This window comes from Pantoea sp. AS-PWVM4 (assembly GCF_000468095.1).
Classification (GTDB): Bacteria; Pseudomonadota; Gammaproteobacteria; order Enterobacterales; family Enterobacteriaceae; genus Pantoea; species Pantoea phytobeneficialis.
In genome coordinates this window covers 169185-194990 of record NZ_ASZC01000014.1, presented here as the reverse complement: position 1 = coordinate 194990, position 25806 = coordinate 169185, and the positions used below count along the sequence as shown (strand labels likewise).

The window sequence follows — 25806 nt, the reverse complement described above, 5'->3', positions numbered from 1 at the left end:
TGAATATTTGCGTGCCCCGTGGGTATCGGACTGGCGCTTATCCTAACCGTATTAACAGCAACCTAACAGCACCAACAACAACCGATAAGCATAAAAACAACGCTTCGTTGACTTATATCAAATGCAAGTGTAGCACGTTAACACTTTTATGAAAAACTTCTCCAGGAATGCCAGCTTAGCTCACAAAAAGCAGCATTTTTGCTACATTCCGGCTGCATAATAGCAAAACAAAAACTTGCCGGAAATTATATTTCAATAAGATGATATCTAATGCTTTTATAATAAAATGGTACGGAAATTTAGCTTTAATACGTTAATTTATGCTACCTCGCGATTTTATTCCGTTTTAACATCCTTAACATCTTATTTTCTTATATCCGCATGGTTGGTATTTTCCGGTGTGCATGCCAACATACGCTGAGTTGTTAACAGTTCGATGGAAAAATCATGCATTTCCCCCTCATTCTTGTCTCTCCCGCCCGACCAGAAAATATCGGTGCCGCCGCCCGTGCCATGAAAACCATGGGTTTTAGCGAGTTGCGTATTGTCGCCAGCGATGCCTGGCAGGATCCGGCGGCCCGACGCGTGGCGCACGGCGCAGGCGAAATCCTTGATAGCGTAAAAACTTATGACACGCTTAGTGACGCACTTCAGGACGTGGACTTCTCGGTCGCGACCACGGCGCGCAGCCGGGCGAAGTTCCGTTACTACGCCACACCCGCACAAGTGGAAACCATTTTGCAGGAGAAACGCCAGTGGCTGAGCCGGATAGCGTTGGTGTTTGGCCGCGAGGATAGCGGATTGACCAATGAGGAGCTGGAACAGGTGGACCTGCTCACCGGCATTCCGATGGCAAACGACTATCCCTCGCTCAATCTCGGGCAGGCAGTGATGGTGTATTGCTACCAACTCTCTGCGCTTAATCAGGTGGCGGCCCAGCCGGCGGCGATGGCGGATGCGCAGCAGTTGCAGGCGTTGCGGGTGCGTTTCCAGCAATTGTTGGTTCGTCTGGCAGTGGACGACGATGCCAAGATGGTGGACTGGATCGATCAACGTATCGGTTTGCTGGAACAACGTGACAGCGCCATGCTGCACCGTCTGCTGCACGACGTAGAAAAAAAACTTATAGATAATAACTCGGGTAAATCCTGACTTTGCAGTGACAGATCGGGAGTTGTGGCTATTTGCTGAACGATCCCGATGGCATTTTCCGGGCAAAGCGCAGCACTGCGTAGTGGCGAAAAATCCGCCTTAGGACAAATTCGTTGACTTAACGTGCGCTTTGCTTTAATTCTGGAAGGCAGACGGACAATCAAGACAGACAGAAAAAAATCTCAATGCGTACAAACAGCCTGAACACCACCATTATTATTACCACCACCATTACCACAGGTAACGGTGCGGGCTGACGCATACAGGAAAAACAAAAAAGAAGCCCGCACCTAACCAGTGCGGGCTTTTTTTTCGGCATAAATTCAGGAGAGCTTTAACCATGCGAGTGCTGAAATTCGGCGGGACCTCGGTAGCCAATGCGGAACGTTTTCTCCGCGTGGCAGACATTCTGGAAAGCAATGCGCAACAGGGACAGGTTGCAACCGTACTCTCTGCGCCAGCGAAAATTACCAATCATCTGGTGGCGATGATTGAGAAAACCATTAGCGGGCAGGATGCGTTGCCGAATATCAGCGATGCCGAACGTATTTTTGCCGAGCTGTTGCAGGGGTTGGCCGATGCACAGCCGGGCTTCGATTATGATGGATTGAAGACTCGCGTTGACCTCGAATTTGCCCAACTGAAGCAGGTGCTGCATGGCATCAGCCTGCTGGGACAGTGCCCGGATGCGGTCAATGCTGCCATCATCTGCCGGGGTGAGAAGCTGTCCATCGCCATTATGGAAGCGCTGCTCCAGGCGCGCGGCTACAAAGTGACGGTCATCGATCCGGTGGAAAAACTGCTGGCCGTTGGTCACTACCTTGAATCTACCGTGGATATCAATGAATCCACCCGCCGTATCGCCGCCAGCCAGATCCCTGCCGATCATATGATCCTGATGGCCGGTTTCACTGCCGGAAACGAGCGTGGCGAACTGGTGGTGCTGGGCCGTAACGGTTCTGACTATTCGGCAGCGGTACTGGCGGCTTGTCTGCGTGCTGACTGTTGTGAAATCTGGACTGACGTCGATGGCGTCTATACCTGTGACCCGCGTCAGGTGCCGGATGCGCGCCTGCTGAAGTCCATGTCCTATCAGGAAGCAATGGAGCTGTCGTACTTTGGTGCCAAAGTGCTGCACCCCCGCACCATCGCCCCGATTGCCCAGTTCCAGATTCCCTGCCTGATTAAAAACACCGCTAACCCGCAAGCACCCGGCACCTTAATTGGTGGCGAAGGTGAGCATGATGAAAACCCGGTTAAAGGCATCACTAACCTCAACAACATGGCGATGTTTAACGTCTCCGGACCGGGGATGAAAGGCATGGTTGGCATGGCGGCACGCGTGTTTGCTGCGATGTCGCGCACCGGTATCTCGGTGGTGTTGATTACCCAATCCTCTTCCGAGTACAGCATCAGCTTCTGCGTGCCGCAGAACGAGCTGGCGCGCGCGCGCCGCGTGCTGGAAGATGAATTCTACCTCGAATTGAAAGACGGCTTGCTGGACCCGCTGGAAGTGGTTGAGCAACTGGCGATTATCTCGGTGGTCGGTGACGGCATGCGCACCCTGCGTGGCATCTCTGCCAAGTTCTTCTCCGCGCTGGCGCGAGCCAATATCAATATAGTGGCCATTGCCCAGGGTTCCTCGGAGCGTTCCATCTCTGCCGTGGTGAGCAACGATGAAGTCACTACTGGCGTGCGTGTAGTGCACCAGATGCTGTTTGCCACCGATCAGGTGATTGAAGTGTTCGTGGTCGGTGTCGGTGGCGTCGGCGCGGCGTTGCTGGAGCAGCTGCATCGTCAGCAGGCGTGGCTGAAGCAAAAGCATATCGATTTGCGGGTGTGTGGCATCGCTAACTCGCGCGCGTTGCTGACCAACGTGCACGGCATCGATCTCAGTAACTGGAAAGGGGCGCTGGCGGAAGCCAAAGAACCGTTCAATCTTGGTCGTCTGATCCGTCTGGTGAAAGAGTATCACCTGCTGAACCCGGTGATTGTCGATTGTACTTCGAGCCAGGCGGTGGCCGATCAGTACGCGGATTTCCTCGCGGATGGTTTCCATGTCGTGACGCCGAACAAAAAGGCCAACACCTCTTCATGGAATTATTACCAGCAGATGCGTGCGGCAGCGGAGAAATCGCGCCGTAAGTTCCTGTATGACACCAACGTGGGTGCAGGTTTGCCGGTGATCGAGAACCTGCAAAATCTGCTGAATGCCGGTGATGAGCTGATCAAATTCTCCGGTATTCTTTCCGGCTCGCTGTCGTTTATTTTCGGCAAGCTGGATGAGGGCGTTTCCCTGTCTGAAGCGACCAAAATGGCGCGTGACATGGGCTTCACCGAACCGGACCCGCGTGATGACCTGTCGGGCACCGATGTGGCGCGTAAGCTGCTGATTCTGGCGCGTGAAGCGGGACATCAACTGGAGCTGAGCGATATCGAGATCGAACCGCTGCTGCCTGCCAGCCTGACGGAGATTGCTGACGTTGAGCAATTCATGCAGCGTTTGCCGGAACTGGACAACGCCTTTGCGGCGCGCGTTGCCAAAGCGCGTGATGAAGGTAAAGTGTTACGCTTCGTCGGTGCCATCGAAGAGGGGGGTGCCTGCAAAGTGAAAATTGATGCAGTGGACAGTAACGATCCGCTGTTTAAAGTCAAAAATGGCGAAAACGCCCTGGCGTTCTATAGCCGTTATTATCAGCCGATCCCGCTGGTTCTGCGTGGATACGGTGCCGGGAATGATGTGACCGCAGCCGGTGTGTTTGCCGATCTGCTGCGCACGCTGTCGTGGAAGTTGGGAGTTTGATGATGGTAAAAATTTATGCACCGGCCTCGATAGGTAACGTCAGCGTCGGCTTTGATGTGCTTGGCGCGGCGGTTTCGCCGGTGGATGGCACCCTGCTGGGTGATTGTGTGTCGGTCGAGGCGGCCGACCGCTTTAGCCTGGTAAACAAAGGGCGCTTCGTCAGCAAACTGCCGGACAATCCACAGGAAAACATTGTTTATCAGTGCTGGCAGCGTTTTTGTGAAGCGATTGGTAAAGAAGTGCCGGTGGCGATGACGCTGGAAAAAAACATGCCGATCGGCTCGGGTCTTGGCTCCAGTGCCTGCTCGGTGGTGGCTGGCCTGATGGCGATGAACGAATTTTGCGGCAAGCCGTTGAATGACACCGAACTGCTGGCGTTGATGGGCGAGCTGGAAGGACGTATCTCCGGTAGCGTGCATTACGACAACGTTGCGCCGTGCTTCCTTGGCGGCGTGCAGTTGATGATTGAAGAGAACGGCATTATCAGCCAGTCAGTGCCGTCGTTTGACGAGTGGCTGTGGGTGATGGCCTATCCGGGCATCAAAGTCTCCACCGCTGAAGCGCGTGCGATTCTTCCGGCGCAGTATCGTAAACAGGACATCATCAAACACGGTCGTTTACTGGGCGGTTTCATCCATGCCTGTCATACTCAGCAGCCAGAACTGGCCGCGAAGCTGATGCAGGATGTGGTGGCGGAGCCGTATCGCACCAAACTGCTGCCGGGCTTTGCGGAAGCACGCCAGGCAGCAGCCGATATTGGCGCGCTGGCCTGCGGTATTTCGGGTTCCGGCCCGACACTTTTCGCCGTTTGCAACGAGATGGCAACGGCACAGCGGATGGCAGACTGGCTGAGCCAGCACTATCTGCAAAATGAAGAAGGTTTCGTCCATATCTGCCGTCTTGATACGGCTGGCGCACGTAAATTGGGATAACGCATGAAACTCTACAACCTTAAGGATCATAACGAGCAGGTGAGCTTCGCTCAGGCCGTGAAGCAGGGCCTTGGCTCGCAGCAGGGGCTGTTTTTTCCGCTCGAACTGCCGGAATTTGAACTGACCGACATCGATGCGATGCTGGAGATGGATTTTGTTACCCGCAGCAGCAAAATCCTCTCGGCTTACATCGGTGACGAAATTGCCGCACATCAGTTGGCTGAGCGCGTGAAAAACGCGTTTGCGTTCCCGGCCCCGGTGGCAAAAGTGAGCGACGATGTCGCCTGCCTCGAACTGTTTCATGGCCCGACGCTGGCGTTCAAAGACTTCGGCGGCCGTTTTATGGCGCAGATGCTTTCGTATGTCAGCGGTGCCGATGAAAAAATCACCATTCTGACCGCCACGTCTGGCGATACCGGCGCAGCAGTAGCCCATGCGTTTTACGGCATGGAAAACGTGCGCGTGGTGATCCTCTATCCGCAGGGCAAAATCAGCCCGTTGCAGGAAAAATTGTTCTGCACCCTGGGGGGGAACATCGAAACCATCGCCATCGACGGCGATTTCGATGCCTGCCAGGCGCTGGTGAAACAAGCCTTTGATGATGAAGAACTGAAAAAGGCGATCGGCCTGAACTCAGCCAACTCCATCAACATCAGCCGTCTGCTGGCGCAGATTTGCTACTACTTTGAAGCTGTGGCGCAACTGCCGCAGGAAAAACGCAATCAGCTGGTGGTGTCGGTGCCAAGCGGTAACTTTGGTGACCTGACCGCAGGCCTGCTGGCGAAATCACTCGGTCTGCCGATCAAACGCTTTATCGCTGCCACCAACGCCAACGATACCGTGCCGCGCTTCCTCGCCAATGGCGAATGGACGCCGCATGCCACCGTTGCCACGCTGTCCAACGCCATGGATGTGAGCCAGCCGAACAACTGGCCGCGCGTGGAAGAGTTGTTCCGCCGCAAAACCTGGCGTCTGGGCGATCTGGCCTATGGTGCGGTGAGCGACGAAACCACCAAAGCGACCATGCGTGAGCTGGCAGAAATCGGTTATCTGTCTGAACCGCATGCGGCGATTGCTTATCGTCTGCTGCGCGATCAGTTGCAGGAAGGTGAGTACGGCCTGTTCCTTGGCACTGCGCATCCGGCGAAGTTCAAGGAGAGCGTGGAAGCGATTCTGGAGCAGACGCTGCCGCTGCCGGAAGCACTGGCTGAGCGTGCCGACCTGCCGCTGCTGTCGCATAATTTGAAAGCAGATTTCGCCGCGCTCCGCGCGTTCTTGCTGACGAAATAATGAAAAATGGCTGGCATTTGCCAGCCATTTTTTTATCTGTCGTAGCGGCGCTATTTATCGCGCAATTACGTGCACGGTGTCGGAAAAAATCGCGCCGTTACGGGTTATTGCTGCTCGTGGCGTTTAAACACCAGTTCGTTTTCGCTGCTTTCAGCCGCAGCAAAGAAATAACCATCCACATCGAATTTCTTCAATTGCTCCGGTTTGGTCAGGCGGTGCTGAATCACATAACGGCTCATCAGGCCACGCGCTTTCTTGGCGTAGAAGCTGATCACTTTAAACTTGCCGTTCTTCTCATCCAGGAACACCGGCTTAATCAGTCGCCCGGCCAGTTTTTTCGGCTTGATAGCTTTGAAATATTCATCTGACGCCAGGTTAATCAACACGTCATCGCCTTGTTCCGCCAGCGCAGCATTCAGTTTTTCCGTCAGCAAATCACCCCAGAAACCATAGAGATCTTTCGCCGCCGGGTTCGTCAGTTTGATCCCCATTTCCAGCCGGTAGGGCTGCATTAAGTCGAGCGGGCGCAGCAAACCATACAAACCCGACAGCATACGCAGATGCTGCTGGGCGAAAGCAAAATCTTTTTCGCTAAAGGTTTCCGCCTGCAAACCGGTGTAGACATCCCCTTTGAACGCCAGAATCGCCTGACGCGCATTCTCCAGCGTGAAGGGGGGCTGCCATTCGTTAAAACGTTCTGCGTTCAGATGGGCCAGTTTGTCGCTGATGCCCATCAGCGAGGCGATTTGCGCCGGTGACAGATCACGGGCGACATCAATCAGCTGTTGTGACTTTTCTAACAACGCCGGTTGAGTGAAGGTTTGCGTCGCAAGCGGGCTTTCATAATCCAGCGTCTTGGCTGGCGAGATGACCATCAACATTGTTTCGTCCTCGGTTGACCCGCAGGTTTATCAGGGTATTAACGGAAAATTTGTTCGGCGAGTGTAGCAAAAAAGCGTGACGGATCGGCAAATCGTTCCCATTTGTCCGTGCTATCGGAAAGGGCACGCCGCGACCTTGCACCGTGGTTACCGCGTGATATTATCGCAACAGCCTTTTTCACCCTGACAGTCAACCTAAGAGAAAAGAGAACCATGACGGACAAACTTACTTCCTTGCGTCAGCTGACTACTGTGGTCGCCGACACCGGTGATATCGCGGCAATGAAGCTGTATCAACCGCAAGATGCCACCACCAACCCTTCTTTGATCCTCAATGCCGCTCAAATTCCTGAATACCGTAAACTGATTGACGAAGCCATTAGCTGGGCACGTCAGCAGAGCAGCAACAAAGAAGAGCAGTTACAGCTGGTTTCTGACAAGCTGGCCGTCAACATTGGTCTGGAAATTCTCAAACTGATCCCGGGTCGTATCTCGACTGAAGTCGATGCGCGTCTGTCTTATGACACCGAAGCAAGCATCGCCAAAGCACGTAGCCTGATCAAACTGTACAACGATGCAGGTATCAGCAACGATCGCATCCTGATCAAACTGGCTTCAACCTGGCAGGGTATCCGTGCCGCTGAGCAGCTGGAAAAAGAAGGTATCAACTGTAACCTGACCCTGCTGTTCTCCTTCGCGCAGGCGCGTGCTTGTGCTGAAGCGGGCGTGTTCCTGATCTCTCCGTTCGTAGGTCGTATCCTCGACTGGTACAAAGCGAACACCGACAAGAAAGAGTACGCTGCGCACGAAGATCCGGGCGTGGTTTCTGTTTCTGAGATCTACAACTATTACAAGCAACACGGTTACGAAACCGTGGTAATGGGTGCCAGCTTCCGTAACGTCGGTGAAATCATCGAGCTGGCCGGTTGCGACCGTCTGACCATCTCCCCGAACCTGCTGAAAGAGCTGGCTGAGAGCGAAGGCGCTGTTGAGCGTAAACTGAGCTACAGCGGCGAAGTGAAAGCGCGTCCGGCGAAAATGACCGAAGCCGAGTTCCTGTGGCAGCACAACCAGGACCCGATGGCCGTCACCAAACTGGCGGAAGGCATCCGCAACTTTGCCATCGACCAGGGCAAACTTGAGAAGATGATCGCTGAACTGCTGTAAGTGATGACACCGTGGCGGCACTGCCCGCCACGGTTTAATCCCCGTCATAATTCGAGTTGCAGATGCGTTGGCTGCACTCATTCACACCGGTCACTTACTGGTGTAAGCTCCCGGCGATTCATTCATTTGCCGCCTTCCTGCAACTCGAATTATTTAGGGTATTAGCATCTCCCTATATTATTCTTATTTTTATCCCCCTCATGCACCACAGCGATAACTCTATGGATACATTACGTATTGGATTAATTTCTGTTTCCGATCGCGCGGCGAACGGCATTTATCAGGATCAGGGCATTCCGGCGCTGGAAAGCTGGCTTGGCAGCGCATTAACGACGCCATTTGAGATTGAAACCCGGCTGGTGCCGGATGAACAACCGATGATCGAACAGGCGATTTGCGAGCTGGTGGATGAATTGTTCTGCCATCTGGTACTGACCACGGGCGGTACGGGGCCTGCGCGCCGTGATGTGACACCTGATGCGACCCTTGCGGTTGCCGATCGTGAGATGCCCGGTTTTGGCGAGCAGATGCGCCAGATCAGCCTGCAATTTGTCCCGACGGCGATCCTGTCACGTCAGGTGGGGGTGATCCGTAAACAGTCGCTGATCCTCAACTTGCCGGGGCAGCCGAAATCGATCAAAGAAACGCTGGAAGGACTGAAAGGAGATGACGGCGTGGTGAAAGTGCCGGGCATCTTCGCGGCTGTACCGTATTGTTTACAGCTGCTTGACGGGCCTTATGTCGAGACTGACCCGGTAGTGGTAGCAGCATTTCGGCCAAAAAGCGCGAGGCGTGAGACAAACGTCTGAATATCGCCGTTTTCAGGCATAAAATTCAGACGTACTGGTGTGGCAAAAAATTGACGGTATAGTAAGCGTAACTTTACAACTAGATTTTTTTGCCTCTGGATACCGCTACGTTATGGATTCGCTCGCAACTCGTCGCCTCAACCGACAGGATTATAAAACCCTGTCGCTGGCCGCCCTTGGCGGGGCGCTGGAATTTTACGACTTCATCATCTTTGTGTTCTTCGCTGCGGTGATCGGCCAACTCTTCTTCCCGGCGGATATGCCGGAATGGCTGCGTCAGGTGCAGACCTTTGCCATCTTTGCCGCAGGTTATCTGGCGCGCCCGCTTGGTGGCATCATCATGGCGCACTTTGGTGACAAAGTTGGCCGTAAGAAGATGTTTAGTCTGAGTATCCTGCTGATGGCTCTGCCGACGTTGGCAATGGGGGCGTTGCCGACTTACGACAGCATTGGTATCGCTGCGCCGCTGTTGATGCTGCTGTTGCGCGTGTTACAGGGGGCCGCGATTGGTGGCGAAGTGCCGGGCGCATGGGTGTTTGTCGCGGAGCATGTGCCAGAAAAACGCGTGGGTTTTGCCTGTGGCACGTTAACCGCCGGTTTAACTGCCGGGATTTTGCTCGGCTCGCTGGTGGCAACCATCATCAATACTTCGCTCTCTCCGGCGGCAATTGCCGCGCATGGCTGGCGCATCCCGTTCTTTCTCGGTGGCGTGTTTGGTTTGCTGGCGATGTATTTGCGCCGCTGGCTGCATGAAACGCCAGTGTTTCAGCAAATGCAGCAGCGCAAGGCGCTGGCGGATAAGCTGCCACTGCAAACCATCCTGGCCCAACACAAACGCGGCATCGTGATTTCCATGCTGCTGACCTGGTTGCTCTCCGCCTGCATCGTAGTAGTGATTCTGATGGCTCCGACGCTGATGCAAAAACAACACGCGATTCCGGCGGCGCTGAGCTTACAGGCCAATAGCCTGGCTACGGTGATGTTGCTGTTTGGCTGCGTGATTGCGGGTTGGCTGGTGGACCGTATCGGAGCGGCGCGTACCTTGATGATCGGTTCGTTGCTGTTGGCGATCGGTAGCTGGAACTTCTTCCATCAATTAGGAAGTGCGCCGGAGATGTTGTTTGTCTGGTATGGTCTGGCGGGGCTGAGCGTTGGCGTGGTGGGGGTTGTACCGTTTGTGATGGTTCGGTCCTTCCCGGCAGCGGTGCGCTTCACCGGTATCTCCTTCTCCTATAACGTCGCCTACGCCATTTTTGGCGGCCTGACGCCGATTAGCGTGACCTTGATTATGCGTCTGACACCGATGGCACCGGCATGGTACGTGTTGGCGTTGGCGGTAATTGGATTTGCAGTAGGGGTGTGGCTGTTACGTGATAACCGGCAGGAAAGCGTGCAGTTTGAGACATCCATTCATTCTTCATAAATGATTACGCGGAGCCTCCAGGCTCCGCGTTGCGATTCAGCGTGGTTGACCAATCGGCAGCACGGTGCGGCCCCATTGTTCATTCAGCACTTCACCCATCGCCAGATAGATGGCGCTACCACCACAGATCAGACCAACCCAACCGGCAATGCGCACCAGCAGCGCGTTATCCAGCAGATGTCCAATCGCCAACAAGGCAAACAGCACCGTCAGGCTGGCAAACACAAATTGCAGCATAGTCGGGCCGGTGAGGGTGCCAAAGAATAAAAACAGCGTGAACACGCCCCATAGGCCAAGGTAAGCCCCGAGGAAATGACTGTCAGCGGCTTCCGACAGCCCCATTTTCGGCAGCAGCAGAATCGCGACCAGCGTCAGCCAGAAGCTGCCGTAAGAGGCAAATGCCGTCAGGCCGAAGGTGTTACCTTTCTTAAATTCCAGCAGACCGGCAAAGATTTGCGCGAGGCCGCCATAAAAAATGCCCATCGCCAGGATGATGGTATCCATCGCGAAGAGTCCGGTGTTGTGTAGATTGAGCAGAATGGTGGTCATACCAAAGCCCATTAAGCCCAGTGGCGCAGGGTTCGCCAGAGTGATGTTACGCATAGTTCCTCAAAGGTAATTATTAATATCTGAATGTTGTCTTATCCCGTTAGTCAGACGGGGCGCAGCATAATAATCAGCCAGCTACCCGGCATCTTTGATCTGAGTGGGGAGAGATAATTAAAATTTTTTTAGTTTTAACCCTTGATGCGCTTCGAAGCGGCCCCATCTAGTTGTCATCGAGAGTTGTGGTGCAGGAAAAAAAGCCTGCTCAGGCAGTTGAAAGCGGCGAAACATGCCCGCATCTCTGCTTCACAACCCAATTTGGCAAAGAATTTAAGTGGGAGACGTTTAGATGGGTAAGATTATTGGTATTGACCTGGGTACAACCAACTCTTGTGTTGCGATTATGGACGGCACCAAAGCACGCGTGCTGGAAAATGCCGAAGGTGATCGTACCACGCCTTCAATTATTGCTTATACACAGGATGGCGAAACTCTGGTCGGTCAACCGGCTAAACGTCAGGCGGTGACTAACCCGCAGAACACCCTGTTCGCGATTAAGCGCCTGATCGGCCGTCGTTTCCAGGACGAAGAAGTGCAGCGTGATATCAAAATCATGCCGTACAAAATCGCCGCAGCTGACAACGGTGATGCCTGGCTGGAAGTGAAAGGCCAGAAAATGGCTCCGCCGCAGATCTCTGCTGAAGTGCTGAAAAAAATGAAGAAAACCGCGGAAGATTTCCTCGGTGAGCCAGTGACTGAAGCGGTTATCACCGTACCGGCGTACTTCAACGATGCACAGCGTCAGGCAACCAAAGATGCCGGCCGTATCGCGGGCCTGGAAGTGAAACGTATTATTAACGAACCGACTGCGGCGGCGCTGGCTTACGGCCTCGACAAAGGTCAGGGCAACCGCACCATCGCGGTGTACGACCTGGGCGGCGGTACCTTCGATATCTCTATCATCGAAATCGATGAAGTTGATGGCGAGAAAACCTTTGAAGTTCTGGCAACCAATGGTGATACCCACCTGGGTGGTGAAGACTTCGACAGCCGCCTGATCAACTACCTCGTTGCGGAGTTCAAGAAAGATCAGGGCATCGATCTGCACAACGATCCGCTGGCGATGCAGCGTCTGAAAGAAGCGGCTGAGAAAGCGAAAATCGAGCTGTCTTCTGCTCAGCAGACTGACGTTAACCTGCCGTACATCACTGCTGATGCGACCGGTCCTAAGCACCTGAACATCAAAGTGACCCGTGCGAAGCTGGAATCGCTGGTCGAAGATCTGGTTGCGCGTTCTATCGAGCCGCTGAAAGTCGCTCTGCAAGATGCTGGCCTGTCGGTTTCTGACATCAACGATGTGATCCTCGTCGGTGGTCAGACCCGTATGCCGCTGGTTCAGGCTAAAGTGACAGAATTCTTTGGCAAAGAGCCGCGTAAAGACGTGAACCCGGATGAAGCCGTTGCCGTAGGTGCTGCGGTACAGGGTGGCGTGCTGGGTGGTGACGTGAAAGACGTCCTGCTGCTCGACGTAACCCCGCTGTCACTGGGTATCGAAACTATGGGTAGCGTGATGACTTCGCTGATCAGCAAGAACACCACCATCCCGACCAAACACAGCCAGGTGTTCTCAACTGCTGAAGATAACCAGTCTGCCGTGACCATTCATGTGTTGCAGGGTGAGCGTAAACGTGCCAGCGATAACAAATCACTGGGCCAGTTTAACCTCGACGGTATCCAGCCTGCACCGCGCGGTATGCCGCAGATTGAAGTGACTTTCGACATCGATGCGGATGGTATCCTGCACGTATCAGCGAAAGACAAAAACAGCGGTAAAGAGCAGAAGATCACCATCAAAGCGTCTTCTGGTCTGAACGAAGAAGAGATCGCGAAAATGGTACGTGACGCTGAAGCGAACGCCGAAGCCGACCGTAAATTTGAAGAGCTGGTGCAGACGCGTAACCAGGGCGACCAGATTGCGCACAGCACCCGTAAACAGCTGGATGAAGCGGGTGACAAACTGTCTGCCGATGACAAAGCCCCGATTGAATCTGCGCTGAACGATCTGAACACTGCGCTGAAAGGCGAAGACAAAGCTGACATCGAAGCGAAGATGCAGGCTCTGATGCAGGTTTCCAGCAAGCTGATGGAAATGGCACAGCAGCAGGCTCAGGCTGGCGCAGCAGACGCTGGCGACGCTTCCGCGAAGAAAGATGACGACGTTGTCGACGCTGAATTCGAAGAAGTTAAAGATAAAAAATAATTGCCCCTGACCGGGCGCGACGGCTGGCCTGACAGCCGTTGAAACCAGCACGGGCGTAGGAGATCTCTCCACGCCCGTGCGATCATGTTAAGGGCAGAAGATGGCGAAGAGTGATTTTTACGAGATCTTAGGCGTCTCTAAATCGGCAGATGAGCGCGAAATCAAAAAGGCGTACAAGCGCCTGGCGATGAAATATCACCCGGACCGTAACCCGGGCGATAAAGAAGCCGAAGCGAAATTCAAAGAGGTTAAGGAAGCCTACGAAATTCTGACCGACGCGCAGAAGCGTGCGGCCTACGATCAGTATGGTCATGCGGCCTTCGAACAGGGCGGCATGGGTGGCGGTGGATTTGGCGGCGGCGGCTTCGGTGGCGGTGCTGACTTCAGCGATATCTTTGGCGACGTATTTGGCGATATCTTTGGTGGTGGTCGCCGTCAGCGCGCTGCCCGTGGCGCCGATTTACGCTACAACATGGACCTGACGCTGGAAGAAGCGGTACGCGGCGTGACCAAAGAGATCCGCATTCCAACCCTGGAAGAGTGTGATGTTTGCCACGGCAGCGGGGCGAAAGCCGGGACTCAACCGCAAACCTGTCCAACCTGTCATGGTGCAGGCCAGGTGCAGATGCGTCAGGGCTTCTTTACCGTACAGCAGGCGTGTCCGACCTGTCATGGCCGTGGCTCGGTGATCAAAGATCCGTGCAACGCCTGTCATGGCCACGGTCGTGTTGAACGCTCGAAAACCTTGTCAGTGAAAATCCCGGCAGGTGTTGATACCGGCGATCGTATCCGTCTGAGCGGCGAAGGGGAAGCGGGCGAGCATGGCGCACCGGCGGGCGATCTGTACGTTCAGGTGTCAGTGAAAAAACACCCGATCTTCGAGCGTGAAGATAACAACCTGTACTGTGAAGTACCGATCAACTTTGCGATGGCTGCACTGGGTGGCGAGATTGAAGTGCCGACTCTGGATGGCCGTGTGAAGCTGAAAGTACCGTCAGAAACGCAAACCGGCAAGCTGTTCCGCATGCGTGGTAAAGGCGTGAAATCAGTGCGTGGTGGTGCCGTGGGCGATCTGCTGTGCCGCGTGGTGGTGGAAACTCCGGTCAGCCTGAACGACAAACAGAAAGCGCTGTTGCGTGAACTGGAAGAGAGTTTTGGCGGCCCGACCGGTGAGAAAAACAGCCCGCGGTCGAAGAGTTTCTTCGATGGCGTGAAGAAGTTTTTTGATGATTTAACCCGCTAAGTCTGCGCGACTTACCTGAAAGCCAGCGCTGCGTCGCTGGCTTTTTTATTTCCTGATCGCCACGATCATTCGGTTTTTTCGAACCCGACCTAATAAATAATCTGTTTTTTTCGATCTAATATTGTCGCTAAGCTAACCGCCTTTTCATTATTCGCTCTGCGACAAGGAACCTGGACGTGAATATCCGATTGAAAAAACTCCTGAATAGTGACGCCACCAGCGGGGTGGTGCTCATCATCGCCGCAGCCATTGCCATGTTGCTGGCCAACAGCACCAGCACCCAGCAGGGCTATCTTGACCTGCTTGAAATCCCGGTGGAGTTTCGTTTTGGCTCACTGGATATCAGTAAAAACCTGTTGCTGTGGATCAACGATGCGCTGATGGCGGTGTTCTTCCTGATGGTCGGTCTGGAAGTGAAGCGCGAAATGGTCATGGGGGCACTGGCACGCCGCGACCAGGCGATTTTCCCGCTGATTGCTGCCGTTGGCGGCATGCTGGTACCGGGACTGCTGTTCCTGTTGTTTAACGCCGGGGATGCGGCCACGCGCAGCGGTTGGGCGATCCCGACGGCGACCGATATCGCTTTTGCCCTGGGTATCCTGGCGCTGCTGGGTAGCCGTGTGCCGCCAGCGTTGAAGATCTTCCTCATGGCGCTGGCGATCATTGACGATCTGGGCGCTATCGTGATTATTGCGCTGTTCTACACCAATGATCTGTCGATGGTATCGCTGGGGGTAGCGGCTGGCGCGATTGCGGTGCTCGGCATCATGAATTTGCTGAATGTACGTAATACCGGCCTCTATCTGCTGGTTGGGCTGGTGTTGTGGACGGCGGTATTGAAATCCGGTGTGCATGCCACGCTGGCGGGCGTGGTGGTGGGCTTCCTGATCCCACTGGAGAAGAAAAATGGTCACTCCCCGGCAATCCACCTGGAACACGCGCTGCATCCGTGGGTACGCTGGCTGATTCTGCCGTTGTTTGCCTTTGCTAACGCAGGGGTATCGCTGGCCGGGGTGACACCAGGCAGCCTGTTCTCGTTGCTGCCGCTTGGCATCATGCTCGGCCTGTTTGTCGGTAAACCGCTCGGCATTACCTTATTCTGCTGGCTCAGCGTTAAAACCGGGTTGGCAAAATTGCCGGATAACACCTCGCTACGTGATATCGCGGCTGTCGGCGTGTTGTGTGGCATTGGCTTTACCATGTCGATCTTTATCGCCTCGCTGGCATACGGTGAAGCCGCGCCTGAGCTGATTACGCTGGCGAAGTTGGGCATTTTACTGGGTTCGATAATCTCGGCGGTGGTCGGTTACTTGCTGCTGTGGCGGCGTCTGCCGCGTCAGGCGGCGTAACCTAATACAAGGCGGTAGCCAGATGTCACATATCAACTACAACCATCTGTATTACTTCTGGCATGTGTGCCGTGAGGGTTCGATTGTCGGAGCGGCAGAGGCACTGTTCCTCACACCACAAACCATCACCGGGCAGATCAAGGCGCTGGAGGAGCGTCTGCAAGGCAAATTGTTCCGTCGGCAGGGCCGCGGTCTGGTGCCGACTGAGCTGGGGCAACTGGTGTTCCGCTATGCCGACCGAATGTTTATGCTCAGCCAGGAGATGCTCGATATCGTCAACTATCGCAAAGAGTCAAACCTGCTGTTTGATGTGGGTATTGCGGATGCGCTCTCCAAGCAACTGGTGAGTCAGGTGCTGGAGGCGGCAGTGGTCGCGGATGAGAAGATTCATCTGCGCTGCTTTGAATCGACACATGAGATGCTGCTGGAGCAATTAAGCCAGCATAAGCTGGATATGATTGTCTCGGACTGCCCGATTGATTCAACGCAGCAGGAGGGGCTGTTTTCGGTGAAGCTGGGGGAATGCCCGGTGAGCTTCTGGTGTTATGCCCCGTGGCCGGAACAGACTTTTCCCGCCTGCCTTGAACAGCGTCGCTTGCTGATCCCCGGTCGTCGTTCGATGTTGGGACGTAAGCTACTCAACTGGATTCACAGTCAGGGATTACAGGTCGAAATTCTGGGTGAATTTGATGATGCGGCGCTGATGAAAGCGTTTGGCGCGCAGCACAACGCGATTTTCGTGGCCCCCACGTTGTATGGTGAAGCGGTCTACCGCGATGAGGCTATCCAGGAAATTGGTCGTCTGGATGCGGTGATGGAGGAGTATCATGTGATTTTTGCCGAGCGCATGATCCAGCATCCGGCGGTACAACGCATCTGCCATCGCGACTTCAGCGCGTTGTTTAGCGGCAAATCGCAGGCATAAAAAAACCGGCTTAACGCCGGTTCTTTCACAAAGCGATTAACAGACGGGCGATTAAGCCAGTTTGTTGATCTGTGCAGTCAGGTTTGCTTTATGACGTGCAGCTTTGTTTTTGTGGATCAGACCTTTAGCAGCCTGACGGTCCACGATCGGTTGCATTTCGTTGAATGCGTTCTGCGCAGCAGCTTTGTCGCCTGTTGCGATAGCCGCGTATACTTTCTTGATGAAAGTACGCATCATAGAACGGTTGCTCGCGTTATGCTTGCGACGTTTCTCAGATGTTACGGCGCGTTTCTTAGCTGATTTGATATTAGCCAAGGTCCAACTCCCAAATGTGTTCTATATGGACAAATCAAAGGCCGAGGACTATGCCTTTTGTGCCTTCTTTTGTCAATGGATTTGTGCAAATAAGCGCCGTTTTACAAACGACACCCGGTTACGTAATTGATGGCGCAAGATTCTACCAGCAACACCGCGCTGAATACAGTATTTCACAACAAAATTCTTCAGATCGCCGCTAAGCTACTGCCTGCACGCGGAATAAGCGGCAACAGAAGCAGGAAAGGCACGCAGACGGGTTAACCTGAACGCTATTCGAGGGTATAATCCGCCGATTTCCACCGGTTTGAGTCAGCCATGAAGTTTATCCGCGGTATTTACAATCTCACTCAGCAGCATCGCGGCTGCGTCCTGACCATTGGTAATTTTGACGGTTTTCATCGTGGCCATCAGGCATTGATGGCGGAGCTGGTCGAAGAGGGACGTAAGCGTCAGCTGCCGGTGATCGTGATGCTGTTCGAACCGCAGCCGCTGGAGCTGTTTGCGGGCGATAAAGCCCCGGCTCGTCTGATGCGTCTGCGTGAAAAGCTGAGGTATCTTAAGCAGGCCGGCGTCGATGCGGTGTTATGTGTTCGCTTCGATCGTCGTTTTGCTGCCCATTCAGCACAGGTTTTCATCTCTGAACTGCTGGTGGAGAAACTGAACGTTAAATTTCTCGCTGTTGGTGATGATTTCCGCTTTGGCGCTGGTCGCCAGGGGGATTTCCTGTTATTACAGAAAGCCGGTGTGGAATATGGCTTTGATGTCATCAGCACCCAGACATTTTGTGATGGCGGCAAACGCATCAGCAGTACTGCGGTGCGTCAGGCGCTGGCGCAGGATGATTTTGTCCAGGCGCAGGCGTTGTTAGGCCATCCCTTCAGCATTTCAGGCCGTGTGGTGCATGGTGATGCCCTGGGCCGTACCATTGGTTTTCCCACCGCCAATCTCCCTTTACGCCGCACAGTAACGCCGGTGAAAGGCGTATTTGCGGTTGAAGTACTGGGCCTGGGTGAACACCCGATCCCCGGCGTTGCCAACATTGGTACGCGTCCGACGGTAAAAGGTCTGCGTCAGCAGCTTGAAGTTCACCTGCTTGACACACATATGAATCTCTATGGACGCCACATTGATGTGGTACTGAAACAGAAGATTCGCGACGAACAGCGTTTCGCCTCGCTGGACGCGTTGAAAGAACAAATAGCGAAAGATGTGGTGACGGCCCGACAATTTTTTGGGCTAAAAACACCGGTTTAATGACCGAAATACGGAACCGAGAATCTGATGAGTGACTATAAATCTACCCTGAATTTGCCGGAAACGGGGTTCCCGATGCGTGGCGATCTGGCCAAACGCGAACCGGGAATGCTGCAACGTTGGTATGATGACAACCTGTACGGCATCATCCGCGAAGCCAAAAAAGGGAAAAAAACCTTTATTCTGCATGATGGCCCTCCCTATGCGAACGGCAGCATTCATATTGGTCACTCCGTTAACAAGATTCTGAAAGACATTATCGTTAAGTCGAAAGGCATGGCGGGCTTTGATTCGCCTTACGTTCCGGGCTGGGACTGCCACGGTCTGCCGATTGAACACAAAGTTGAGCAGATGATTGGTAAGCCGGGCGAGAAAGTCAGCGCGGCTGAATTCCGCGAAGCTTGCCGCAAGTACGCGGCGGAGCAGGTGGAAGGGCAGAAAAAAGACTTTATCCGTCTTGGCGTGCTGGGCGACTGGGATCGTCCCTACCTGACCATGAACTTCCAGACCGAAGCCAACATCATCCGTGCGCTGGGTAAAATCATCGGCAACGGCCACCTGCACAAGGGCGCGAAGCCGGTGCACTGGTGTCTGGACTGCCGCTCAGCACTGGCGGAAGCGGAAGTCGAATATTACGACAAAACCTCCCCCTCCATCGATGTGATGTTTAACGCGTTAGATGCCGATGCGGTGCGCGCCAAATTTGGCGTATCTGCTTCTGAAGGCCCGGTTTCTCTGGTGATCTGGACCACTACCCCGTGGACCATGCCCGCTAACCGTGCCATCTCGCTGCACCCGGAATTCGACTACCAACTGTTGCAGATCGAAGGCCGCAGCCTGATCCTCGCCAAAGATCTGGTGGAAAGCGTGATGAAACGCGCGGGCATCAGCGACTGGCGTGTGCTGGGCGAATGCAAAGGCGCGGCGCTTGAGCTGCAACTGTTCCAGCATCCGTTCCTGGAGCAGATCCAGTCGAAAGTGGTGCTGGGCGAGCACGTCACCCTTGAAGCTGGTACGGGTGCAGTGCATACCGCGCCTGGCCACGGTCCGGACGACTACGTTATCGGTCAGAAATACGGTATCGAAACGGCTAACCCGGTTGGCCCGGATGGCACCTACCTGCCAGGTACCTATCCGACGCTGGATGGCGTCAACGTGTTTAAAGCCAACGATATGATCGTTGAGCTGCTGAAAGAGAAAGGTGCGCTGCTGCATGTGGAAAAACTGCTGCACAGCTACCCGCACTGCTGGCGTCATAAAACGCCGATCATCTTCCGTGCCACCCCACAGTGGTTTATCAGCATGGATCAGAAAGGTCTGCGTGCGCAGTCGCTGAAAGAGATCAAAGGCGTGCAGTGGATCCCGGACTGGGGCCAGGCGCGTATCGAAGCGATGGTCGCCAACCGCCCGGACTGGTGTATCTCCCGTCAGCGCACCTGGGGTGTGCCGATGGCGCTGTTCGTGCACAACGAAACCGAGCAGCTGCACCCGGATACGCTGGAGCTGATGGAAAAAGTGGCGCAGCGTGTCGAGCAGGACGGAATTCAGGCGTGGTGGGATCTGGACCCGCGCGACCTGATGGGCGATGACGCCGACAACTACACCAAAGTGCCGGATACGCTGGATGTCTGGTTCGATTCAGGATCAACCAGCTATGCCGTCGTTGATGCGCGCCCGGAATTTGAAGGCCATAGCCCGGATATGTATCTGGAAGGCTCGGATCAGCATCGCGGCTGGTTTATGTCTTCACTGATGATCTCCACGGCGATGAAGGGCAAAGCACCGTACCGCCAGGTACTGACGCACGGTTTCACCGTGGATGGTCAGGGCCGCAAGATGTCGAAATCTATCGGCAACACCGTGGCACCGCAGGACGTGATGGATAAGCTGGGTGCTGACATACTGCGTCTGTGGGTGGCATCAACCGACTACTCTGGCGAAATGGCGGTGTCCGATGAAATTCTGAAGCGTTCCGCAGATGCCTATCGTCGTATCCGTAACACTGCGCGCTTCCTGCTGGCGAACCTGAACGGCTTTAATCCGGCGACCGATAAAATCAGCCCGGAAGAGATGGTGGTGTTGGATCGTTGGGCCGTTGGCCGTGCGCTGGACGCGCAGAAAGATATCGTCGCGTCATACGCCAATTATGATTTCCATGAAGTGATTCAGCGTCTGATGCAGTTCTGCTCAATTGAGATGGGGTCGTTCTATCTCGACATCATCAAAGACCGTCAGTACACCGCTAAAGGCGACAGCCTGGCGCGTCGCAGCTGCCAGACGGCACTGTGGCATATCGTGGAAGCGCTGGTGCGCTGGATGGCACCGATCATGTCTTTCACCGCTGACGAAATTTGGGGCTACCTGCCGGGCGATCGTGCGCAATACGTCTTCACCGAAGAGTGGTACGACGGTCTGTTTGGTCTGGCTGATGATGAAACCCTCAACGATGCCTACTGGGCTGAGCTGCTGAAAGTGCGCGGCGAAGTCAACAAGGTGATTGAGCAGGCGCGTAGCGACAAACGTATCGGTGGTGCGCTGGAAGCAACGGTGACGTTATACGCAGATGCAGAGCTGGCGGCGAAATTGCAGGCGCTGGGTAACGAACTGCGCTTTGTCCTGCTGACTTCCGGCGCGACCGTGGCAGATTACGCCACCGCGAGTGATGAAGCGCAGCAGAGCGAATTGCTGAAAGGTCTGAAAATCGCGCTGCATAAAGCAGAAGGCGAGAAATGTCCGCGCTGCTGGCATTACACTACCGACGTCGGTCAGAACCCGGAACATGCGGCGGTCTGCGGACGTTGTTATACCAACGTAGCCGGTAACGGCGAAGAGCGTAAGTTTGCCTGATGAGTAAAGCGATTTTCTCAACCGGATTGCGCTGGCTGTGGCTGGTGCTGGTGGTGATTGTGGTCGATTTCGCCAGTAAGCAGTGGGTCATGAACAACATGATGCTGCACGAAACGCGACCGCTGATGCCGTTCCTGAATCTGTTCTACGCGCACAACTATGGCGCGGCGTTCAGTTTCCTGGCGGATAAAGGCGGTTGGCAGCGCTGGTTCTTTGCCGGTATCGCCATCGCGATTGTGGTGTCGTTGCTGGTGATGATGTATCGCAACCCGGCTCGTAACAAATTAACCAACATTGCCTATGCGCTGATTATCGGCGGGGCATTAGGTAACCTGTTTGATCGCGCATATCACGGTTTTGTGGTCGATTTTATCGACTTCTATATCGGTGACTGGCATTTCGCGACCTTTAATATCGCTGACTGCGGCATCTGTATCGGTGCCGCGTTGGTGGTGCTGGAGGGCTTCTTAAGCCCAAAAGGCAAACAGGTTAAAGATTAAGGGTAAATGATGACAGACTCTGTACAGCGCGATAGCGCGTTGCTGGTGCATTTTACGCTGAAGCTGGAAGATGGTTCGACAGCGGAATCGACGCGCGCCAATGGCAAACCCGCGCTGTTTCGTCTCGGTGATGGCAGCCTGTCGGCGGCGCTGGAGCAGGAGTTGCTGGGACGTAAAGTGGGCGACAAGCACAGCTTTACCCTGGCACCGGAAGATGCCTTTGGTGGCATCAGTCCGGACCTGATCCAATACTTTTCGCGTCGTGATTTTATCGATGCAGGCGAGCCGGAAGTCGGTGCCATCATGCTGTTCAGCGGCATGGGCGGCAGCGAAATGCCGGGGGTGATCCGTGAAGTCTCCGGTGATTCCATCACCGTAGACTTCAATCACCCGCTGGCGGGTCAGCGTATTCAGTTTGAGATTGAAGTGCTGGAGATTGATCCGGTCCTGGAGGCAAGCGATGCAAATCCTGTTAGCTAACCCGCGTGGTTTCTGTGCGGGCGTGGATCGCGCCATTAGCATCGTTGAGCGCGCGCTGGAGATGTACGGCGCGCCAATCTATGTACGTCATGAAGTGGTGCATAACCGCTATGTGGTAAGCAGCCTGCGCGAACGCGGTGCCATCTTTATCGAAGAGATCAGCGAAGTGCCGGATGACGCTATCCTGATCTTCTCCGCGCATGGGGTATCTCAGGCGGTACGTGCTGAGGCGAAGGCGCGTAATCTGACCATGCTGTTTGATGCCACCTGTCCGTTGGTGACCAAAGTGCATATGGAAGTGGCGCGCGCCAGCCGTAAAGGCGTCGAAGCCATTCTGATTGGACATGCAGGCCATCCGGAAGTGGAAGGCACGATGGGGCAATACAGCAACCCCAACGGCGGCATGTATCTGGTGGAATCGCCGGAAGACGTGTTCAAATTGCAGGTCAAAGATGAAAGCAACCTGTGCTTTATGACCCAGACGACGTTGTCCGTTGATGATACGTCGGACGTGATTGACGCGCTGCGTCAGCGCTTCCCGGCGATCATCGGGCCACGCAAAGATGATATCTGCTATGCCACCACCAACCGCCAGGAAGCGGTGCGTGTGCTGGCGCGTGATGCTGAAGTGGTGCTGGTGGTCGGTTCGAAAAACTCCTCCAACTCCAATCGTCTGGCGGAACTGGCACAACGCGCCGGTAAGCTGGCGAAGCTGATCGACTCTGCCGATGATATTCAGGAAGAGTGGGTAAAGGGCGTGACCACCATAGGTGTGACCGCAGGGGCTTCCGCGCCGGATGTTCTGGTGCAGCAGGTGATTCAGCGCCTGCGCGATCTGGGGGGTGAAGCAGCGATTGAGCTGATTGGCCGCGAAGAAAACATCGTGTTTGAAGTACCGAAAGAATTGCGTGTAGAAGTGCGCAACGTGCAGTAACCCCTTCCCCGTAGCGGCGCGATTTATCGCGCTTTTTTCGATCAGGCAAAAAGACGCGCGATAAATCGCGCCGCTACACCAACCCGCGCAAGCCGATTTCCACCTGGTGAGATTGCTTTTACTGATAATCTGACGCGGCTGGCATAAAATTCTTATTATCCCTTTTTTATTGTGGCGTGACTGTTATCTGACCGTTAACCTGTTTGCGCTTTGCATGCATAGATTTGTATCAGGAATGAATAAATATGAGTGAAATCCGCATTGCTATTGTTGGTGCGCCGGGTCGCATGGGACGCAATTTGATTCAGGCCGCGCAGCAGGCGGAAGGCGTCGTGCTAGGTGCTGCGCTGGCGCGTGCCGGTTCGTCATTGATCGGCAGTGACGCCGGTGAGTTGGCAGGTATTGGCAAGACCGGGGTGATCATCACTGCGGATTTGCAGCAGGTGGTCAACGACTTCGACGTGTTGATCGACTTCACTCGCCCGGAAGGTACGCTGGAATACCTGGCTTTTTGCCGCCAGCACCAAAAAGCGATGGTGATTGGTACCACCGGTTTTGATGAGGCAGGTAAAGCGGCGATTCGTGCTGCGGCAGAAGAGATTGGCATCGTGTTTGCGGCCAACTTCAGCGTTGGTGTGAACCTGGTGCTGGAACTGCTGAAACAAGCCGCAAAAGTGATGGGCGATTATGCCGATATTGAAATCGTAGAAGCGCATCACCGTCATAAAGTTGATGCACCATCAGGCACAGCGCTGGCGATGGGTGAAGCCATTGCTGAAGCAATGGACTGGAAACTGGACGAGCACGCCGTCTACGCGCGTGAAGGCCATACCGGTGAGCGCAAAGCGCAAACCATCGGTTTTGCTACCGTTCGCGCCGGTGATATCGTCGGTGAACATACCGCGATGTTTGCAGATATCGGGGAACGCGTTGAGATTACCCACAAGGCTTCCAGCCGCATGACCTTTGCAAATGGAGCCGTAAAAGCCGCTTATTGGCTTAAAGACAAGAAATCTGGCCTTTATGACATGCGTGATGTGCTGGATTTATCGATGTTGTGAGTGTTGTGAACCATCGTGATGTGGTTATTTCAATCGGTAAGACATTGATTGAATAGGGCAATAATATTATTGCCCTTTATTTTGTCTGTAAAAAATGGTCTTCGTTATTTTTTAATGCTCAGACCCATGTTTTTCGTTGTTTGCGATCGTTTTTTATCCTTAAAAACGTCATTTTTGACCATTTGGTCAAAATTATCATCCCGGTAGCACGACTTTCAGATTATTTCCGCCTCGCAACCGTTTATTTTTCCAGGTTGTCTCGCTCTTTTGTCGGTTTCTGTTGCTTTTAACATTCAGTTGCCCGAAAAAAACAAAAAAATAACGTCTCAGGGTAGACAAGGTGCGGGGCGATCATTAGAATGCGCGCAATTTGCCAAAAATCGACCGGTCAGGCGGTTTTTGCATTGATTCAGGACAGTATTTTGAATTAATATGCAAATATTGTGACTGTTTATTCCCTGGAGGATGTTTTGATTAAGTCAGCGCTCTTGGTTCTGGAAGACGGAACCCAATTCCACGGTCGGGCCATCGGGGCAACGGGATCGGCAGTGGGGGAGGTCGTTTTCAATACGTCAATGACCGGTTATCAAGAAATCCTCACTGATCCCTCCTATTCCCGCCAGATCGTCACCCTCACTTATCCCCATATCGGCAATGTTGGCGCTAATGCCGCCGACGCAGAGTCCAGTCAAATTCATGCTCAAGGCCTTGTTATCCGCGACCTGCCGCTGATTACCAGCAACTTCCGTAGTGAAGAGAGCTTGTCAGCCTATTTGCAGCGCAACAACATCGTCGCCATTGCCGATATCGATACCCGTAAGCTGACGCGTCTGCTGCGTGAAAAAGGGGCACAAAACGGCTGCATCATCGCCGGTGACAATCCGGACGCCGCTCTGGCGTTGCAGAAGGCACAAGCCTTTCCGGGCCTGAAAGGCATGGACCTGGCAAAAGAAGTGACGACGGCGGAAACCTATCCGTGGCAGCAAGGTAGCTGGACGCTGAAAGACGATCTGCCGGAGCAGAAGTCAGCGGCAGAGCTGCCATTCCATGTGGTTGCCTACGATTTTGGTGCCAAGCGCAATATCCTGCGCATGCTGGTAGACCGTGGCTGTCGCCTGACGGTGGTGCCGGCGCAGACGTCTGCTGAAGACGTTCTGAAGCTGAACCCGGATGGTATTTTCCTCTCCAACGGCCCTGGCGACCCGGAGCCGTGCGATTACGCCATCAGCGCGATTCAGTCTTTCCTTAATACCGATATCCCGGTATTCGGTATCTGCCTGGGTCATCAGTTGCTGGCGCTGGCAAGCGGTGCGAAAACCATCAAAATGAAGCTGGGCCATCATGGCGGCAACCATCCGGTAAAAGATCTCGACAACAACACCGTGATGATCACCGCACAGAACCACGGTTTCGCCGTTGATGACAGCAACTTACCGGCAAATTTACGCGTGACCCATGTGTCGCTGTTCGACCAGACCGTGCAGGGCATTCACCGTACCGATAAACCGGCTTTCAGCTTCCAGGGACATCCGGAAGCCAGCCCAGGCCCGCACGATGCGGCGCCGCTGTTCGATCACTTTATCGAACTGATTGAAGCCTACCGTTCTAACGCGAAGTAATCAGGAGCTAACG

Annotated in this window: 22 protein-coding genes and 1 other annotated feature; of the genes, 19 read left to right on the top strand and 3 right to left on the bottom strand. The window is 54.3% G+C overall.

Annotated elements, in window-relative coordinates:
- Positions 1 to 447 precede the first annotated feature (447 nt).
- From L579_RS13550 to thrC, 5 genes are all read left to right on the top strand, one after another.
- Complete coding sequence (locus L579_RS13550; RefSeq protein WP_021184790.1) at positions 448 to 1152, top strand: tRNA/rRNA methyltransferase; 705 nt, start codon at positions 448 to 450, stop codon at positions 1150 to 1152.
- 185 nt (positions 1153 to 1337) lie between these two features.
- A complete protein-coding gene (gene thrL / locus L579_RS23355; RefSeq protein WP_071783593.1) occupies positions 1338 to 1409 on the top strand; it encodes a thr operon leader peptide in 72 nt (23 codons plus the stop codon).
- Positions 1345 to 1466 (top strand) — a sequence feature (Thr leader region). Its footprint overlaps the gene before it by 65 nt.
- A 26-nt stretch (positions 1467 to 1492) precedes the next feature.
- Complete coding sequence (gene thrA / locus L579_RS13545) at positions 1493 to 3955, top strand: bifunctional aspartate kinase/homoserine dehydrogenase I (RefSeq protein ID WP_021184789.1); 2463 nt, start codon at positions 1493 to 1495, stop codon at positions 3953 to 3955.
- Between the two features lie 2 nt (positions 3956 to 3957).
- Positions 3958 to 4887, top strand: coding sequence for a homoserine kinase (gene thrB / locus L579_RS13540; protein WP_021184788.1), 930 nt, complete (start codon positions 3958 to 3960; stop codon positions 4885 to 4887).
- A 3-nt stretch (positions 4888 to 4890) separates the two neighbouring features.
- Positions 4891 to 6177 (top strand): threonine synthase, encoded by a 1287-nt coding sequence (gene thrC / locus L579_RS13535; RefSeq protein WP_021184787.1) that lies wholly within the window; start codon positions 4891 to 4893, stop codon positions 6175 to 6177.
- 104 nt (positions 6178 to 6281) lie between these two features.
- Here the strand turns inward: thrC and yaaA are convergent, their stop codons facing one another.
- Entirely contained in the window at positions 6282 to 7058 is a 777-nt protein-coding gene (yaaA, locus tag L579_RS13530; protein WP_021184786.1) for a peroxide stress protein YaaA, read from the bottom strand.
- Positions 7059 to 7271: 213 nt separating this feature from the next.
- On the opposite strand from yaaA, the gene tal reads away from it, so the two are divergent.
- The 3 genes from tal to L579_RS13515 all read left to right on the top strand — a co-directional run bounded on the left by tal (position 7272) and on the right by L579_RS13515 (position 10457).
- Positions 7272 to 8225, top strand: a complete 954-nt coding sequence (tal, locus tag L579_RS13525; RefSeq protein WP_013507805.1) for a transaldolase — start codon at positions 7272 to 7274, stop codon at positions 8223 to 8225.
- Between the two features lie 221 nt (positions 8226 to 8446).
- Entirely contained in the window at positions 8447 to 9034 is a 588-nt protein-coding gene (gene mog / locus L579_RS13520) for a molybdopterin adenylyltransferase (RefSeq protein WP_036626658.1), read from the top strand.
- Positions 9035 to 9146: 112 nt separating this feature from the next.
- Positions 9147 to 10457, top strand: coding sequence for an MFS transporter (locus L579_RS13515; RefSeq protein ID WP_021184784.1), 1311 nt, complete (start codon positions 9147 to 9149; stop codon positions 10455 to 10457).
- 36 nt (positions 10458 to 10493) lie between these two features.
- Here the strand turns inward: L579_RS13515 and satP are convergent, their stop codons facing one another.
- Entirely contained in the window at positions 10494 to 11060 is a 567-nt protein-coding gene (gene satP / locus L579_RS13510; RefSeq protein WP_021184783.1) for an acetate uptake transporter, read from the bottom strand.
- 292 nt (positions 11061 to 11352) lie between these two features.
- On the opposite strand from satP, the gene dnaK reads away from it, so the two are divergent.
- The 4 genes from dnaK (at position 11353) to nhaR (ending at position 16780) form a co-directional block, all read left to right on the top strand.
- On the top strand, positions 11353 to 13263 hold the full coding sequence (gene dnaK, locus L579_RS13505; protein ID WP_013507809.1) for a molecular chaperone DnaK: 1911 nt from the start codon (positions 11353 to 11355) through the stop codon (positions 13261 to 13263).
- 100 nt (positions 13264 to 13363) lie between these two features.
- On the top strand, positions 13364 to 14506 hold the full coding sequence (gene dnaJ, locus L579_RS13500) for a molecular chaperone DnaJ (protein ID WP_013507810.1): 1143 nt from the start codon (positions 13364 to 13366) through the stop codon (positions 14504 to 14506).
- 176 nt (positions 14507 to 14682) lie between these two features.
- A complete protein-coding gene (gene nhaA, locus L579_RS13495; RefSeq protein ID WP_021184782.1) occupies positions 14683 to 15855 on the top strand; it encodes a Na+/H+ antiporter NhaA in 1173 nt (390 codons plus the stop codon).
- A 22-nt stretch (positions 15856 to 15877) separates the two neighbouring features.
- Positions 15878 to 16780, top strand: a complete 903-nt coding sequence (nhaR, locus tag L579_RS13490; protein ID WP_021184781.1) for a transcriptional activator NhaR — start codon at positions 15878 to 15880, stop codon at positions 16778 to 16780.
- Between the two features lie 51 nt (positions 16781 to 16831).
- On the opposite strand, the gene rpsT is transcribed toward nhaR, so the two are convergent.
- A complete protein-coding gene (gene rpsT / locus L579_RS13485) occupies positions 16832 to 17095 on the bottom strand; it encodes a 30S ribosomal protein S20 (protein ID WP_013507813.1) in 264 nt (87 codons plus the stop codon).
- Positions 17096 to 17413: 318 nt separating this feature from the next.
- Here rpsT and ribF point away from each other — a divergent pair, with 318 nt between their 5' ends.
- The 7 genes from ribF to carA all read left to right on the top strand — a co-directional run bounded on the left by ribF (position 17414) and on the right by carA (position 25793).
- The gene (gene ribF / locus L579_RS13480) at positions 17414 to 18352 is read left to right on the top strand and encodes a bifunctional riboflavin kinase/FAD synthetase (protein WP_021184779.1); all 939 of its coding nucleotides are present in this window, start codon (positions 17414 to 17416) and stop codon (positions 18350 to 18352) included.
- Between the two features lie 27 nt (positions 18353 to 18379).
- Positions 18380 to 21199: an isoleucine--tRNA ligase gene (ileS, locus tag L579_RS13475; protein ID WP_021184778.1), complete on the top strand. Its 2820-nt coding sequence runs from the start codon at positions 18380 to 18382 to the stop codon at positions 21197 to 21199.
- Entirely contained in the window at positions 21199 to 21699 is a 501-nt protein-coding gene (lspA, locus tag L579_RS13470; protein WP_036626641.1) for a signal peptidase II, read from the top strand. Before ileS ends, lspA begins: the two co-directional genes overlap by 1 nt.
- Before the next feature lie 9 nt (positions 21700 to 21708).
- Positions 21709 to 22179, top strand: a complete 471-nt coding sequence (fkpB, locus tag L579_RS13465; RefSeq protein WP_021184777.1) for an FKBP-type peptidyl-prolyl cis-trans isomerase — start codon at positions 21709 to 21711, stop codon at positions 22177 to 22179.
- Complete coding sequence (ispH, locus tag L579_RS13460) at positions 22160 to 23113, top strand: 4-hydroxy-3-methylbut-2-enyl diphosphate reductase (RefSeq protein ID WP_013507818.1); 954 nt, start codon at positions 22160 to 22162, stop codon at positions 23111 to 23113. The genes fkpB and ispH overlap by 20 nt, the downstream gene beginning before the upstream one ends.
- Positions 23114 to 23358: 245 nt before the next feature.
- Positions 23359 to 24174 (top strand): 4-hydroxy-tetrahydrodipicolinate reductase, encoded by an 816-nt coding sequence (dapB, locus tag L579_RS13455; RefSeq protein ID WP_021184776.1) that lies wholly within the window; start codon positions 23359 to 23361, stop codon positions 24172 to 24174.
- Between the two features lie 470 nt (positions 24175 to 24644).
- Positions 24645 to 25793: a glutamine-hydrolyzing carbamoyl-phosphate synthase small subunit gene (gene carA, locus L579_RS13450; RefSeq protein ID WP_036626638.1), complete on the top strand. Its 1149-nt coding sequence runs from the start codon at positions 24645 to 24647 to the stop codon at positions 25791 to 25793.
- Positions 25794 to 25806 lie beyond the last annotated feature (13 nt).